A 15,390-nucleotide genomic window follows, 5' to 3' on the forward strand; every position below is an offset into this window, starting at 1 on the left:
CACGGCGGAGGAATTGTGGGAAACTTGCATCTACGAGATGCCCTTCATTTCAGGAATGTTGTTACTGTCGCAAGTTCAATTTTCCCTGATATGACGGGCATTTCGTGGTTAAAACGCCGAGCAGCTCCCAAATCTCATCGGTGGATCAAGGCTAAGGAACTGGGACGACGGCCGCACTTCACTCGTCCTGTAAGCATTGGGCATAAAGGAAGATTTCGCTCGAAATGGTGTTTTGCTCCCCCGCGCCGTGGCGCTATTTAGTCCATGGGCCGTAACAAAGAGGACCGAAGTGTCTGGAGTGACCCAAGTGACGTTCGTAACTGTTAGGTTAACCCCATGAAAACCAAGATTATGGGGACCTTGGCTGTCTCCTCCCTCGCACTCGTGCTCGTCGCTTGCGGCGCGCAGACCTCGGGCGCCGAATCCGCCGCCACCAATGCTGCTGGCACCAACGCTCCGAGCACCACCGCCGCTCCTGCAGCCGCCGCAGAGACCGAAGAGGCTTCAGGGACCGAGTCCGCGTCCGCTTCACCTGCCGAGGAACAGATGCCGCAGTTCGGCGAAAGCTACACCTGGGAGGATGGCATCACCATTAAGATCGGCCAGCCGAAGGCGTACAAGCCATCGCAATCGGCCGCCGTTTCGGGCGACGGGGATCCGATCGCTTTCAATGTGACTATCGTGAACGGAACTGGCGAACGCTTCGACCCGGCCATGTTCAACGCAACGATGCAGTCCTCGAATGTGGAGGCCGACCAGATCTTCGATTCGGCAAAGAAGCTCGAAGGCACGCCGTCCACAACAATCCTCCCCAAGCGAGAGTCCTCGTTCCAATTGGGATTTACTGTCGCTGACAAGAAGGACCTTGTCCTCGAGGTCACCCCCTCGTTTGAGCACGAGTCAGTAGTCTTCACCAACTTCTAACTCTGATAAGGCCCTGCACGAGGGACCGGAGCCGGATTGTCCCGGTCCTTCGTGCAGGAAAAACCATTCCAAATGCGCACATCCATGAGACTACGAGAACCGGGTTGGATCCTTGAAACTGTAGGTGTTCCGAACGGTCGAATGCCATGGACGAGTGTCAAGGGCGTCTGGGCGGTGGACAACGCAGCCAACCCGGCAGCGCCGGTTCCCCTCGCAGCCGGGTCCGGAGCAACCGCGGCCCTCGCCTTGAACGCGGAGTTCATAGCGAAAGACGTTGCTGCGGCATCCGAACGGGTTGCCACAAGATCACATGGCAACACGACAGGCGCCGTCGCCGACCTGCTGGGAGCCTGAGCATCGTGGGTCACCCGGCAAACCATGCGATCACCGACCCGGCCGAGTTCTGGGAGACGCGCTACAACACCAACCGCGGCGAGAACGGGCACATGTGGAGCGGTCGGGTCAACCCCGCGGTGGAACACGAGACGACCGCTCTGAGCCCGGGGACCGCACTGGATCTTGGCTGCGGCGAGGGCGCAGATACCTTGTGGCTCGCCGCCCACGGATGGACCGTGACGGCGATCGACATCTCGGCCACAGCCTTTTGGAAGCCGATTCCCCAATACATGTGCGCTGTCGTCTCCGACCGCGATACATGCGCATCAGGAACCGGTAACGGGAGATGAGCGGTCTTCAACGATCGCGATGCCATTGATCAGGGGATGGTCGTTGAATGGGGGCGGAAGGTAGAAGCCAACTCCCTCGGACGGGATAATGGACGAAAGGGGGACTTCCTGACGGGAATGCTCATGGTTCTAAGCAACGTTTCCAAGATCGGCGGTGCGGCAAAAAGGCCAAAGGCAACGTTGCCCCGGCGTTGCACCCTACGGAAGACTTTCAGCAGTCAGGTGATTACAGGGCTTTGGATCACCTTCGATTCTCTGCAAATGTCCGAAAGTCGTACTTTTTTGATTGCCATTTGTCGATTGGGCATTCTCGAAGTCGTCTTGACTACTTGCCCGGCGATTATGTTGTCAGTGCACTTCTGCACTTGTTGTCAGGCCAGAACCGTGTCATAAGGTATTTCACATGCCTATTCTTCAACCATCGACCTTGGACGCGCCTGCAGAAACGGTGGTATCTTCTGGTCAGGCCTCCCCAGCATCTCTCACCCTTGCTCATGTGCTCACCGGCATTGGCACCAGTCAGTCGCCAGAGGCCCGACTGGACGACATCCATGTCATTCGCCACGCCTTCAAGCCGAGCGATCCATTGGCACTGCGCGGACCCCAAGACCTGACGGAGGAGCGAGTCCTCGCCTACACCAGAGAGCAGCTCATCTCGCCCCGCCGCTTCCCTGCGCATCCTCCCCGGTACTGGGTGATCCTTGTCGCCGACGGCCAGCGACGCTCACGCCTTTGGGGGACCTTCGAGAACCACGGCGAGGTGGCCGAGGAACGAACCGAGACCCGCCGGTTCTTTGACCTGCGCCGCACGGAATTCCTTTCTCCCTTGTATGACCGGCTTGTGGTCGAATGGGACAACCCCCGCAGCTGGCATCGAAGCGCAAGCTCTGCCACTGCCACGCGCATGCCCGTGCTGGAGATCGCCGACCGGGACAAAGTCCCCTTTCCCGGCTTCGACGGCGTGCTGCTCCCCTACCATCAGCTTCGCGACATGGTGGATGATCCACGCTATGCCGACTGGCGTGCTGCACTCTCCGAAGTCCAAGGGATCTACCTCATAACGGATTCCACCAACGGCAAGCAGTACGTCGGCAAGGCCGACGGCGCCGAGCGCATCCTCGGCCGTTGGACCGTCTACGCGCGCGACGGCCACGGCGGTAACGTCGCCCTCCGCGAGCTTGCCCACCACAGCGCGGCAGGGGACGCGGTTAGGACCAAGACAGACCATGCCCGGCACTTCGTTTTCAGCCTCCTGCGCGTGTTCGGACCCAGCACTCCCTCCTCAGAAGTGAACGCTTCCGAATCCCACTACAAGGAAGCATTGATGACACGCTCATTCGGCCTGAACAGGAACTGAGCAGGCCGCCGAACCGGCACAGTCACCTCAAGATTTGCGCGCGGCTTGAGCAAAAAGTAAGGCTCGCAGCCACACGGAATATGAATAACTTCCCGATTTGATCCCCGCGCTTCTAAGAGCCCGCGAGCCAAGGCGTCGTCAAGACCGGATCCCTTCATCGGCAGTAAGTTAGAGTGGCAGCTTGCCAATTCATCCACAACAGGATCCAGCATCAGTGAGGCACGAAAGATTGCGCGCAGGGAAAACGACACGGACAAGGAAACTGACCAGCAGGTCGCTCCGAATCCGTCAAACACCCGGATACAGGGACTCATGAAAAGCTCCCCACGAGTCCGCGGCGGTGTCCCTGTCCTCCTCGGAACACAAATGTTGTTCAACATTGGCTTCTACGCGGTGGTCCCGTTTCTGGCCCTGGTCCTCACCGAGGACTTCGGATTGGCCGGTGCGGCGGTCGGTCTCATCCTTGGCGTGCGCACCTTTGCCCAACAGGGACTGTTCATCGTGGGGGGAACCCTCGCTGATCGATTCGGCGCTCGGTCAGTCATCCTTGTGGGTTGCGTCGTTCGGGCCCTGGGGTTCTTCACGCTTGCGGCATCTCTATTCTCCGGTTCCCCGGTCCTGTGGCTGTTCATTGCCGGCACCCTGCTCACAGGGTTCGGCGGCGCGCTTTTTTCTCCGGGGCTCAACGTCCTGGTGGCCGCGGCGGAAACCACGCGGCGAGGCGACGGGCATCCGGCTTCGCAGCGGGTCACGCTCTTTGCCTGGTTGAGCGTCACCGGTGAAATTGGCGCCGTCGTCGGCCCACTCGTCGGCGCGGCCCTGTGGGGCTGGGGCTTTGCCACGGTTGCCGGACTCGGAGCCGCCTTTTTCCTCGGCATTGGCGTGCTGCTCTGGCGAACACTCGGCAATACCCCTCGCCCGGCGACATCCCACGCGGGAGCCACGGAAACATCCCGACGGTCGTGGGGCAGTCTTCGGGACCGCCGCTTCATCGCGTTCGCCGGCCTTCACTCCGTGGACCTGCTGGCCTACAACCAGCTGTACCTGGCGATTCCCCTCGAGCTCGGACGGGCCGAAGTCGCCACCCAATGGCTTGGACTGGTCTTCGCGTGGGTCTCCGTCCTGACTCTCGCGTTGCAGTTGCCGATCTCATGGCTGGCCGCACGCGTAGGTGCACCGGCAGCCCTGCGCATAGGCTACATTCTCGGTGCACTGGGTTTTTGCGTACTGGGGGTTCCCGGCATATTTTCACCGGATCACGGAACAGGTCCCATCACCATCTTTGCCGCGGTGACGTTGCTCGCGCTGGGGCATATGACGGCTCATCCCACCGCGCTCGGACTCGTCCCCCGGTTTGCCGGCGCGAAGCCGGTGGGTTCCTACTACGGCCTGCTTGCCACGTGCGGCGGCGTTGCCGTTCTCCTGGGCAACCTCCTGATCGGCGGGCTTCTGAACGAACCTTCGCCGACTGGACCCGCCAGCATCCTGCCATGGCTGGTCCTCATTGTTCCGCTGCTGTTGGCGGCACTCTTTGCCCCTGGAGTGGCCCGCGGCCTGCTCGCACGGTCCGAAAAATCCAAGGCTTCCACGAACACGGAGATTCAATCCCGGTGAGCCAAGGCCGGTCCCCGGACCCAGTTTCCATCGGATTCTCTTCCCGATCCCCCATGCGTTGGTCCAGTAGGGTCGGCCGCGGCCACTTCCTCGGTATTCACCTAAACGCATGCTTTCTTGCGTTGGTCTGAAGGTTCTTAGCCTCCGTCATCTTTCCAATCCTTGTTGCTCGATGCACCCGAACGTCCACCGCCCAAAGCGGCTCCATCCTCCATCCGGTTGACAGCTTCCCCAGGCGATTTTCATTCCATCGCAGCAGCTCGGGTTAGGGTATGCTTACCTAGGCTTTTTGCGATAGAGGGGCCGAACCATCACGCAATCTCAAAGGATCTTCATGAAACTGGGACGCCTCCACACCGCGACCGCGGCCGTCTTGCTCACTGCCGTACTGGCCTCATGCGGCGCCTCGAGCCAGAACCCCGCCGCCGAGGCAGCGGTCGACTCCGAGGCCCGTCTGGTTGTCGCCAACTTCCGTGCACCGGTGTCCAACTGGGCCATGGAGAGCGACGACGCCTACGTGTTGTCCATCGCGGGCTGCCTGGAGACGTTGGCCAGTTACGACCAGGTTGGCAAGAAGGTTGAACCCATGCTCGCCGAGTCGTGGAAGCAGTCTTCCGCCACCGAATGGGACTTCAACCTGCGCGACGGCGTGAAGTTCCAGGACGGCACCGCGTTTGATGCCCAGGCGGTCGAGAATTCCCTGAACCACGTGCTGAAGGCTACCGCACCGGCCCGTGCGGTGAATCCCAAGTCCATCACCAAGGTCAAGGCCCTGGACGCAGACACCGTGCGCATCACGACCCCCGCTGCGGATCCGCTGCTGCCCTACCGCATGGCCAGCGTGAATGCAGGGGTGCTCTCCCCGGCTGCCTACACCGCCAAGGGAATCGACCCCTTCGGCCACTGCACCGGCCCGTTCGCCCCGGTTTCCGAAAAAGCCGGCCAGTCACTGAGCATGGACCGAAACCCCAACTACTGGGGCGGCGAGGTGAAGCTGGCCGGAGGCGAGATCCGCTACATCACCGACGGGACCACGCGCTCCACCCAGGTCCAGACCGGGGAATCCGACATCGCGATGTCCATCCCCGCCACCAACATCGCCACGCTGGAGGCCGATCCGTCCGTGGAACTGGCCAAGGCCGACTCCCCCCGCACCGCGACGCTCTACCTGAACAATTCGCGGGCCCCCTTCGAGGACCGTGAGCTGCGCCAGGCCGTCTCCATGGCGCTTGACCTGCCGGCCATCGCCGCCAGCGTGTACGAGGGCGTTGCCGAGCCGGCCACAGGACCGTTTGCCCCGAGCGAGCCATGGGCCAACAGCGAACTGGGTGTCCCGGCGGTCAACCTGGACGAGGCCAAGGCCCTGGTCGAAAAGTCCGGCCATGCCCAGGACAAGCCGCTGGAAATCATCGCCATCGTCGAGCGCGCCGAGTTCGCTTCGGTCGGCGCGATCATCCAGGAGCAGCTCAAGCAGATCGGGCTGAAGGCCAACGTCGTCACCAAGGCGTACGGCGCGGTGGAACCGGACCTGCTCGCCGGCAACTACGACATGGTGCTCAGCCAGCGCAACCGGATGATCGACATCGCCGACCCGATCGGCTTCCTGCAGGCCGACTACACCTGCGCCGGCGGATACAACCTGAGCCACTACTGCAACAAGGATTTCGACGCCCTGGTCGAACAGGCCGCCGGCGAGTCCGACGCAACCGTTCGCCACACCCTCTACCGCCAAGCCGGCGACATCCTGGCCAAGGATGCGGTTAACGTTTGGCTGGTCAACGAGCAGGCCATCGACGGTGTGGGCGCATCGGTGCAGGGCTACGTGCAGGATCCCCTGACGCGCTACGTGTTCACCAAGGACCTGGCAAAGACCAAGTAGATTGCCTGTCCTGACGATACTGCTGCGCCGGCTCATCGGGCTCGGCGCAGCAGTCCTGCTCTCCTCCTTCGCTGTCTTCCTAGTGCCTTTCGTTGCCCCCGGGGACCCGGTGCGCAACCTGCTGCGTGCCCGGATGGACGCTGGCGTGGCGGATGAGCAGACGGTTCAGGCCTACGCCGAGCAGTTCGGCCTGTACGACCCTCTGTGGGTGCAGTTTGGACGCTGGCTGGCCCGCTTCTTCTCCGGCGACATGGGGATTTCCTATGTCAGCGGCACTCCCGTCGTCGAACAGGTGCTGCCGGCCATCGGGGTCACGCTGCTGATCGCCGGGATCTCGATCCTCGTGGCCATGGCCGTCTCCATCGTCCTGGGAGTCGTTGCCGCGACCCGTGCCGGGGGCTGGCCCGACAAACTCATCACCTCGATCACCCATGCGCTGATCGCCATCCCCGAATACGCCATCGCCCCGCTGCTGGTGCTCCTTTTTGCCGTGAAGCTAGCGTGGCTGCCCTCCGCGGGCTTCCATTCGCCGACCTCGCTGGTGATCCCGGTCTTCGTGCTCTGCCTGCGTCCCATCAGCTTCTTCACCGTTGCCGTGCGCTCGGGCATCCTGCAGTCGCTGGGCTCCGAGCATGTCCTGGCCGCGCGGGCCCGCGGGCTGGGCCGCACCCGCGCACTGCTGCGGCATGTCATTCCGCACGGCCTGCTTCCGCTGTGGACCATGACCGGCGTCTGGTTTGCCGGGCTGCTGGGCGGTTCGGTGATCATCGAGGTCATCTTCGCCATTCCCGGCATGGGACGGCTGGTCTTCGATGCCATCGTCAATGCCGACATCCCGGTGGCCCAGGGCGGCGTGGTCCTGGTGGTGATCTGCGCGGTGCTGGTCACCAGCGCAGTGGACCTGGTGCAGCAGTTCAGCGACCCGAACGTACGTGTTGGAGCACGCCATGACTAAGAAATCCCTCGCCTTCGTGTGGCTCAGTCCCCCGGCACTCGTGCTCTACCTGGTGCTGGTGCTCACCGTGCTGGCACCCTGGGTCGCCCCCAGCGATCCAAATGCGCAGGATTTGGCGCAGCGTTTGCAGGGCCCGGGCTGGGGCCACCTGCTGGGCACCGATTCACTCGGCCGCGACATCTTGAGCCGGGTTCTGCACGGCGGACGCTTCTCCCTGTCCGTGGCGCTACTGACCACACTGTTCTCACTGTCAGTGGGCACCGTGCTGGGATTGCTCAGTGCCCTGCGCGGCGGCTGGCTTGACGAGTTCTTCCTGCGCGCCAACGACCTGCTGCTCGCCCTGCCGGAAATCGTGGTCGCCCTGTTGGTGATCGCGATCCTGGGCCCCGGATTCACCTCGATGGTGCTGGCCGTGGGTGTGGTGTCCTGGACCCCGACCGCCCGGCTGGTCCGCTCGCTGGCCGTCCAGGTGCTCTCCACCGGTTACGTGGAGGCCTCCCGCCACGTGGGCGGTTCGCGGTGGTTCATCCTCCGCCACCATGTGCTGCCCTTTGTCGCCGGTCCGGTGCTGGCCCAAACCGCCCTGCGCTTCGGGCTGCTGCTGGTGCTTCTCGGCTCGCTGTCCTACCTGGGCATCGGTGTCCAGCCCCCGCAATCGGACTGGGGCTCGATGCTCGCCGATGCCCAGCCCCATGCCATCCGCTCCCCCTGGGGCCTGATCGCCCCGGGTGCCGCAATCTTCGTCGTCAGCTTCTGCGTGACCTTGCTGGGCAACCGCCTCACCCAGGTGTTCAACGGTCACGACGTGCTTGAGCCCGCCGGACAGGAGCATGCCCGTGGCTAGCCAATTGGAAGTCAGGGACCTGACGGTCCGGGCCGGAACGAACGTCCTGCTGGATTCGATCAGCTGTTCGGTTCGCGCCGGCGAATTGGTCGCGGTGGTTGGGCGTTCCGGATCCGGCAAGACCATGTTGACCAAGGCCATCACGGGCCTGCTGCCTTCCGGGCTGCAGGCCACCGGCCAGATCCTGCTCGACGGGCTGCGGCTGGATACCCTCGGCGAACGCCAGATGGACGCGGTGCGCGGTCGGAAAATCGGCATGCTCTTCCAGCAGCCCAAACGGGTCATGAATCCGCGGATGACCGTTCGCGCCCACCTGCTCGAGGCGATGGGGGCCACCGGATTCCGCAAGCCAAAGAATGCCGAGAAGCGCATCGAGTCCCTGCTGCAGGAAGTCGGCTTGTCCCCGGCCGCCGAGATTGCCCGGATGCGCCCGGACCAATTGTCCGGCGGCATGGCCCAACGGGTCATGCTGGCCATCGCCCTGGCCGCTGATCCCGCGTACATCCTGGCCGATGAACCCACCTCGTCCCTGGATTCCATCCTCAAGGCCGAGATCCTGGAACTGCTGCGACGCAGGCAACTCGAACGCGGGTTGGGAATCCTGCTCATCACCCACGACATCGCCAGCATCCAGCACATTGCGGACCGGGTCATCGTTCTCAGCGACGGTGCCATCGTCGACCAGTGCCCGACCTCGGCGATGTTTTCCGCGCCGCGGCACGAGAAGACCCGCGAGCTGCTCTCGGCCACGGCTTCCGTCACCAGGGAACCGCACGAGATCACCACGCATGGTGTCCTGCGGGCCGAGGCCGTGGGCAAGAACTACACCCGCCGCGCCAAGGGCGCCGCGGCGCTGAATCCCACCAGCATGAGCCTGTATGCCGGTGAAGTCCTCGGCGTCGTCGGGCGTTCCGGCTCGGGCAAGAGCACCTTCGCGCGGCTGCTCGCCGGCCTGGAACGGCCCACGCATGGAGAAATCACGGGACAGACGGAACGGGCGAAATCGACCGGGGTGCAGATCATTCCGCAGGAACCCTTTGGTTCCTTCGATCCCGCGCTGGACCTGCGCACGAGCCTGATGGCGGCCGTCCATCGGCTCCCGGAATCCGAGGCCGCTGAGCTCATCGAGCGGGCCGTCGCCCGGGTGGGTCTGCCGATTCGGCTCCTTGACCGCCTGCCGGCACAGTGCTCCGGCGGCCAGCTGCAGCGCATGGCCATTGCCCGGGCGCTATTGGTCCAGCCCGACGTGCTGATCTGCGATGAATCAACCTCCGCGCTGGATTCCGTGGCCCAGCGGCACATCCTCGATTTGCTGCTGCAGCTGCGCGAGCGCATGGGCATCTCCCTGGTGGTGATATCCCACGACATGGACGTCATCCGCTATGTCAGCGACCGCGTTGCCGTGTTTTACGCCGGAAGCCTCGTCGAGCTGAAGCCGTTGGCGGAATTCCTGGCCGCGCCCGAACACCCACATAGCGAACAGCTGGTTCGGGCGTTGGACAAGGAATTCGGTCATTCGGACTTCGCCCTCGACAAGGCTCCAGCCGTCTAGTCCGAACGTTCCGCGGTTGTGAACGTTTGCTGTCACGGTTCCCCTGTCGAAACCGATCTGTTGCCCCGAGACCAGCTCTTTTTCACCTTGGCTGCAACAGCGTTCCGCTGCCGCGTGACTTCACGGCAACATGGACCACGCCCGTGCACGACCGCCATCTTCGTTCGACGGTTAGGCCACTGCGTCGGCCAACGGCCTCCATGTCCAACTCGGTGAACCGTTCCCCGAGGATTGGTGATCGGCAGGTTCCTGGTGGGTCAGGCCGATGGCGTCGGCGACGACGTCTGCCAGTTGCCCGTTTCGCTCGTATGCCTGCCGCTGCCAGGTGGCACCTGTTCCGTTGCCGAGGACCCTTTCCAGGGCTTCCTCAACGTAAGCCGCATCCCCTGACTCGTTCAGGGCCTCCCGAACATGGTCAAGGAGTGCCGAAATGACGAGTCGTGCGTTCTCCGGCCTGTGGGTTACGGGGTGGAGCAATTCACCGCGGACACCCCACCGGCTGGCCATCCAGACACCTTGGCGCAGGACGATGGCCGGAACCATGTCAGGTTCCATTCCGGCCTCCCACTCCCGGGCGGCAGTCTCTACCAGGGCCCGCACCAGGGCTGCGAGTAGGACGGTATCCCTGGGATCAAGGCAAACATCGGACACCCGGATCTCGACGGTGGGGTGCCGGGCGGAGAGACGGGCGTCAAAATCCGGGTTGATGACCACTCCGGTGGCTGATATGTCCGCCACCAGCGAGTGGTAGGCCCACGCCGACCCGAAGACCTCCATCGGACCGGCGGAGGACCACCGGTTCCAGGCCTGCGTGCGGTAACTGGCGTAGCCGCTGTCCTGGCCGTTCCAGAACGGGGAATTCGAGCTCAACGCCATGAGCGAGGGCAGCCAGGACCTGATGCGATCCAGGACAGCCACGCCCTCCTCATCCGAGCCGACGGACACGTGGACATGGAGTCCACAGGTCAGCTGCTCGCGCGCCGTCAAGGCGTACTTTTCCACCAGGGCGTCATAGCGTTCGTTCCTGGTGGGATGGGGTGATACCGCCAGCGGAGAGGTAGCCAGGGCAACGATCCTCGCACCTGCTTTTTGCGCGAGCGAGTCGGCGTAGGAACGCCCCTCGAGTATCTCCGTGGCGAGACCGGCCAGGGTGCTGTGCGGGTGTGTGATGACTTCGAGCTGTTCCTGGTGCAGCTCCGCGGACAGCATCTGCCGGGACGAGGGCCCGGGTGCCCGCGAACTTGCATCGTGGAGGCCCATCACCTCCGCGGACAGGGGCAAGGGGACCCCGTTGACGGGGTCCACGATCAGGAATTCTTCTTCAACACCAAAGGTACGCACCTCCTAAGTGTGGACTATGAAAGCGACAACTGAATCCACGCCTAACGACGGGCCGTCGCAGGCCCGGTGCACCGGGAGGATCTTCGCCTAAACGGGCCAAGACATAAAAGTAAACGGGCTCCTCGCCACCTCTGCGGGCGAGCTCGAAAGCGGGCGGTCCGTTCCGGTAATTGACGTCGAAAACGTCAACAGCCACATCGGTGCGGGCGACAGTTAAAGGGCATCCACTTTTTATCCCTCCTGCGCCCAGCGGGGCGGATTTCGACGACCGGGATTCCTGCGAGCGCATGCTTCACGCCTAAATGGTCCACGCAGCCGTTCCTTGGCGGCGCGACCGCTGTCATCGCCACGATCATGTCCGCGTTCGCGGTCCTGTCCAACCTCACCGTGATGCTCACCTTCCTGCTGGGCGTCAACCGCGTCTGGTTCTCCATGAGCCGAGACGGTCTCCTGACGCTTGAAGACAATTGGTGTCAAGTGCTCCGGGAGCGGTGGAATCCTGAGAACGTCCGGCTCCTGTTGATAGCTACACGCGGTGCTCTACGAGGAGCACGAAACCCCGCTGGAGTCACGCGTCAACGGCCGCCGGCAGCCACAGGATGCCGGCCATGGGATCTCTCGCCGGTTCGAGAAAAGCACCCGGAAAATCACCCTTCTACAATGCTCCGGGCACTCGTTTCCGCGTAGAATGGCCAAGACGCTGGGAGCCCGCTCCGGTGACTCCCGGACCTTTCCGCACGGAGAAACCCATGCACAAAATTCCAGCCCCAATTCCCTTCCGCCGTCCAAGGCTCAGCAGAACTGCCACAGGACTTCTCGGCATTGCCGCCTTGATCGCCGCGGCCGGACCCGTCTCGGCCTCCCCCGGTCACCACGGCCCCGGGGACAATCCGCCGGACAGCATCGAGCTTCCCAACGCCTCCTCGGCCGAGGGCATTGCCGCCGGCGGCGGCAGCTCGTTTTACGCGGGAGACCTCTTCGAAGGCGACATCTACCGCGGCAGCCTGAACAGGGGAACGGCCAAGGAGATCATCGATGCCCCCGACGGCCGCAAGGCAGTCGGCATGGAATTCAACAAACGGCATGATCTGCTGGCTGTGGCCGGCGGCGATACCGGCCAGGCCTACTTCTACGACACGGACACCGGCGAAACCGTCGCCAAGTACCAACTGGCGCAAGCGGGGACGTCGTTTATCAACGATGTGACTCTGACGCGCCGCGGTGCCTGGTTCACCAACTCGCTCAAGGGCGAGTTGTACTTCGTCCCGATCGACCGCCACAACGGCGAGCCGGGGAAGGCTAGAACGCTCGACTTGAAAGGCCCGGCGAGCGAAACACCCGGGGACTTCAACCTCAACGGCATTGCCGTAGCCGAGGACGGCCGCACACTCGTGGTCGCCCACTCGGCCAAGGCATCCCTCTTCACCGTGAACGTCAGGAGCGGAGAAAGCAGGCTGATCAGCAACCTGGACCTCCCCTTTGTGGATGGCATCGAGATCGATGGCCGGAATGTGTGGGCCGTTCAGAACTCGATCAACCAAGTGAGCCGGATTAGGGTCTCCGATGACCTGCGTCGCGGCAAGGTCAAGGAGATCATCACCGACGAACTCTTCGAAACACCGACAACGGCCGCCCTCATCGGGGACAATCTGGCGGTGATCAACGCCAAGTTCAACACCGGGTTCCCGCCGACGGCCGACACCTATGAAGCTGTCATCGTCGACGCGTTCGGCGAAGACTGATCCCCCTGTCCAGGGCCTGCCTGGGCATGCTGGCGACTGATGTCCAGGAGCAGGCGTGCCCAGGCGGGCGACGTGATCACGACTCTCTCTATCAATCTGCCGAAGCTGCGTTCTGAGCGAGAGTGAGCTCCAGGTGCTGCGGACGTTGTCCACCGCGCCAAGTGGTCTGCAGAGCGCCCGCGAACTTATCGTTTCCCTGAACACCCTGCGTACCCACACCACCTGCGTGCCCAAGACTTATGTCGCCATCACCGTAAGCCCAGCGGCACTGCCCGCCAAAAATTTGGCAGCCGAATACTGTTATTTCCAGTGCCCTCCTGCACAACGGGCCAGGAGCTGCCGGGACATGGAAGACCAGCGCCAACCGGGGACTTGCGGTCTCGGATTCACTTCTTTACATCGCGTCCATGCCAACTGGCAAGAAACCCGGCTCGTCATTGCCCATGGGGTTCCTTGCCTAATGGAATGCTCGATCCGGAGGTTGTGAAGGATCCCCCAACCACGGCAAGGAAGCGTTCCAGCGCGGGCGACGGGCGCATCTGGGCGGATCGGATCAAGGCCGGGCGCAGCGGGGCTATCCCGCCAGCCACCTCGATGGCCCTCACCCCCGAGGAAAAAAGCCGCACGAGATCCGTGGGCATCAGGCCAACACCGAGGCCGGCGGCCACCAGCGGCAAGGCCGTCTGCAAGGTGGAGACATACTGCACCCGGGCCGGCCTGAATCCCTCCCGGCGCCAGAGCTCCTCAGCCAGCTCGGCCAACCCCGGGAAACCCGGCACCGCCTCGGGAATGATCCATGCATCCCGAGCGTAGGTGGATGCCTCCACGGGACCTCCGACTGGCCCCCGGTCCAGTGGAACCACCAGTCCTAGTGGCATCTCGGTCAGCTGCTCGACGACCAGCGCCGGGTAGGCGGCGGCCACGGCCACGGTGTCGGTGGGCGCAATGAACCCGACATCGGCCCCACCGTCGGCAACGCGATTCAGTACTTGCAGCGGATTGGGGTCAGATAGCAGTACCTCAACCCCCTCAGCCTCCACGCTGAAACGCTTGAGCAGTGGAGGCAGCAGCGACCAGGAAATCGAGGGCACGCACGCGATCCGCAGCCGCCCCTCCAGCCCCTGCCCGATCCGGCGGACTGAGTCTTCGACGCGACCGGACCAACGGAGCAGGTCTTTCCCCTGCTCCGCAAGCAACCTCCCAGCCAGGGTGGGCTCGACCCCGCGCGGTAACCGAAGCAGCAGTTCCGCCCCCACTTCGCGTTCCAGTGCTTGGATGGCTTGGCTCAGCGGAGGTTGCGTCATGTTCAGCCGGCGTGCGGCCAAGGAGACCGACCCTTCCTCCACCACGGTCAAAAAGTATTCAAGTCGCCGCAGGTTCATAGTCGCATTTTATATGGGGATCCTCGGAAATTGATATTTGTCCTATGAGCGGGAACGGCCCACACTAAATAGTGATCCAGAACACTCCCCATCTACCTTGGAGGTCCCATGAGCCGTGCACCATCCAAAACCCGCCGCCTTGCGACGGCTCTCGCCGGTCTGTGCGCGATCATGCTGACCGCCGGATGCGGTGTCGGCATGGGCAGCGCCACTGTCCTGGACGTGAGCGATCCGATCAAGGTCGGGGTCATTCCCGTCGCCGACTTCGCACCCGTCTACATCGCCCAGGATGAGGGGTATTTCAAGGATGAAGGACTCAACGTCCAAACCCAGGTCATGCAGAATGCCGCGGCCATCGCGCCATCGGTGATCAATGGCCAACTGCAATTCGGCACAGCAGCCGTTCCCCCGTTCCTGGCCGCGGTCCAGAAGGGCTTGCCGCTGAAGGCCGTCGCGAACGGCACGTCCATTGCCAAGGACCCGGCGTCGGACCCTTCCGCTCTAGTTGCCGCAAAGGGCAGCGGGATCAATCGTCCCCGTGACCTCGAAGGCCACACCGTCGCGGTCAACGCCTTGACGTCCATCGTCCACGTCGTCGCGGCGGCAGCGATCAAAAAGGACGGGGGCGATCCCTCCAAGGTTACGTTCGTGGCGATGCCGTTCCCCGACATGGTCTCGGCGCTCGAACGCGGGGCGATCGATGCAGCTTCCCTCGTGGAACCGTTCCAGGCGAAGACCGTCGCGAACGGGGCGAAAGTCCTCGCCCACCCGTATTCGGAAACGCTGCAGCCGAACGGCACGTTCACGGTGATCTTTACCGCTGGCCCGTTCGCCCAGAACAATCCGGAGACAATCGCAAAGTTCAGTCGGGCGATCGACCGCGCCAGCGTGCTTGCGGCCAGCCATCCGGAGAAGGTCGGGCAGGTTCTGGCCAAGTACGGCAAGCTCCCGCCGGAGGTCTTTGCCAAGATGCGGGTGCCGATGTACACCGATGACCTTAGCCTTGATCCACCGATCCGCCCCCGGTCGTCGTCTGCTGGCGACGGACGGGGGCGGTTTCGTTTTTGGGCACGGGAAGGGTGCCGGCCTCGCTGTCGGCGGGTGTTCCACGATG

Annotated in this window: 13 protein-coding genes; 11 read left to right on the forward strand and 2 right to left on the reverse strand. The window is 63.3% G+C overall.

Annotation, left to right across the window (positions count from 1 at the left end):
- Positions 1-336: 336 nt before the first annotated feature.
- The 9 genes from OIU93_RS19915 to OIU93_RS19955 all read left to right on the forward strand — a co-directional run bounded on the left by OIU93_RS19915 (position 337) and on the right by OIU93_RS19955 (position 9,811).
- Entirely contained in the window at positions 337-924 is a 588-nt protein-coding gene (locus OIU93_RS19915) for a hypothetical protein (RefSeq protein WP_264271796.1), read from the forward strand.
- A gap of 141 nt (positions 925-1,065) precedes the next feature.
- Complete coding sequence (locus OIU93_RS19920) at positions 1,066-1,278, forward strand: hypothetical protein (RefSeq protein ID WP_264271797.1); 213 nt, start codon at positions 1,066-1,068, stop codon at positions 1,276-1,278.
- 5 nt (positions 1,279-1,283) lie between these two features.
- Positions 1,284-1,610 carry a bifunctional 2-polyprenyl-6-hydroxyphenol methylase/3-demethylubiquinol 3-O-methyltransferase UbiG gene (locus tag OIU93_RS19925; protein ID WP_264271798.1) on the forward strand — a complete coding sequence of 109 codons (327 nt, stop codon included), beginning with the start codon at positions 1,284-1,286 and terminating at the stop codon, positions 1,608-1,610.
- Between the two features lie 403 nt (positions 1,611-2,013).
- On the forward strand, positions 2,014-2,967 hold the full coding sequence (locus tag OIU93_RS19930; protein ID WP_264271799.1) for a GIY-YIG nuclease family protein: 954 nt from the start codon (positions 2,014-2,016) through the stop codon (positions 2,965-2,967).
- Between the two features lie 366 nt (positions 2,968-3,333).
- A complete protein-coding gene (locus OIU93_RS19935) occupies positions 3,334-4,581 on the forward strand; it encodes an MFS transporter (protein ID WP_264271800.1) in 1,248 nt (415 codons plus the stop codon).
- Positions 4,582-4,915: 334 nt separating this feature from the next.
- A complete protein-coding gene (locus OIU93_RS19940; protein WP_264271801.1) occupies positions 4,916-6,460 on the forward strand; it encodes an ABC transporter substrate-binding protein in 1,545 nt (514 codons plus the stop codon).
- A 1-nt stretch (position 6,461) separates the two neighbouring features.
- The gene (locus OIU93_RS19945; RefSeq protein ID WP_264271802.1) at positions 6,462-7,415 is read left to right on the forward strand and encodes an ABC transporter permease; all 954 of its coding nucleotides are present in this window, start codon (positions 6,462-6,464) and stop codon (positions 7,413-7,415) included.
- Positions 7,408-8,259, forward strand: a complete 852-nt coding sequence (locus tag OIU93_RS19950; protein ID WP_264271803.1) for an ABC transporter permease — start codon at positions 7,408-7,410, stop codon at positions 8,257-8,259. Before OIU93_RS19945 ends, OIU93_RS19950 begins: the two co-directional genes overlap by 8 nt.
- Positions 8,252-9,811 (forward strand): ABC transporter ATP-binding protein, encoded by a 1,560-nt coding sequence (locus OIU93_RS19955; protein ID WP_264271804.1) that lies wholly within the window; start codon positions 8,252-8,254, stop codon positions 9,809-9,811. The genes OIU93_RS19950 and OIU93_RS19955 overlap by 8 nt, the downstream gene beginning before the upstream one ends.
- 171 nt (positions 9,812-9,982) lie before the next feature.
- Here the strand turns inward: OIU93_RS19955 and OIU93_RS19960 are convergent, their stop codons facing one another.
- The gene (locus OIU93_RS19960) at positions 9,983-11,152 is read right to left on the reverse strand and encodes a glutamate--cysteine ligase (protein ID WP_264271805.1); all 1,170 of its coding nucleotides are present in this window, start codon (positions 11,150-11,152) and stop codon (positions 9,983-9,985) included.
- 749 nt (positions 11,153-11,901) lie between these two features.
- On the opposite strand from OIU93_RS19960, the gene OIU93_RS19965 reads away from it, so the two are divergent.
- Positions 11,902-12,894 (forward strand): SMP-30/gluconolactonase/LRE family protein, encoded by a 993-nt coding sequence (locus OIU93_RS19965; RefSeq protein ID WP_264271806.1) that lies wholly within the window; start codon positions 11,902-11,904, stop codon positions 12,892-12,894.
- A gap of 434 nt (positions 12,895-13,328) precedes the next feature.
- On the opposite strand, the gene OIU93_RS19970 is transcribed toward OIU93_RS19965, so the two are convergent.
- Positions 13,329-14,276: a LysR family transcriptional regulator gene (locus OIU93_RS19970; protein ID WP_264271807.1), complete on the reverse strand. Its 948-nt coding sequence runs from the start codon at positions 14,274-14,276 to the stop codon at positions 13,329-13,331.
- A 108-nt stretch (positions 14,277-14,384) separates the two neighbouring features.
- On the opposite strand from OIU93_RS19970, the gene OIU93_RS19975 reads away from it, so the two are divergent.
- Positions 14,385-15,390, forward strand: a 1,006-nt coding sequence (locus OIU93_RS19975; RefSeq protein ID WP_264271808.1) for an ABC transporter substrate-binding protein, incomplete at its 3' end; no start/stop codon positions are given.

It is taken from the genome of Paeniglutamicibacter sp. ZC-3 (assembly GCF_025847175.2).
Lineage (GTDB): Bacteria > Actinomycetota > Actinomycetes > Actinomycetales > Micrococcaceae > Paeniglutamicibacter > Paeniglutamicibacter sulfureus.

Bases quoted from the DNA above. Each gene is read 5' to 3' on its own strand.
- OIU93_RS19940 (WP_264271801.1), top strand. From the start codon at position 4,916: ATGAAACTGGGACGCCTCCACACCGCGACCGCGGCCGTCTTGCTCACT.
- OIU93_RS19950 (WP_264271803.1), top strand. From the start codon at position 7,408: ATGACTAAGAAATCCCTCGCCTTCGTGTGGCTCAGTCCCCCGGCACTC.
- OIU93_RS19930 (WP_264271799.1), top strand. From the start codon at position 2,014: ATGCCTATTCTTCAACCATCGACCTTGGACGCGCCTGCAGAAACGGTG.
- OIU93_RS19935 (WP_264271800.1), top strand. From the start codon at position 3,334: ATGTTGTTCAACATTGGCTTCTACGCGGTGGTCCCGTTTCTGGCCCTG.
- OIU93_RS19965 (WP_264271806.1), top strand. From the start codon at position 11,902: ATGCACAAAATTCCAGCCCCAATTCCCTTCCGCCGTCCAAGGCTCAGC.
- OIU93_RS19915 (WP_264271796.1), top strand. From the start codon at position 337: ATGAAAACCAAGATTATGGGGACCTTGGCTGTCTCCTCCCTCGCACTC.
- OIU93_RS19970 (WP_264271807.1), bottom strand. From the start codon at position 14,276: ATGAACCTGCGGCGACTTGAATACTTTTTGACCGTGGTGGAGGAAGGG.
- OIU93_RS19920 (WP_264271797.1), top strand. From the start codon at position 1,066: ATGCCATGGACGAGTGTCAAGGGCGTCTGGGCGGTGGACAACGCAGCC.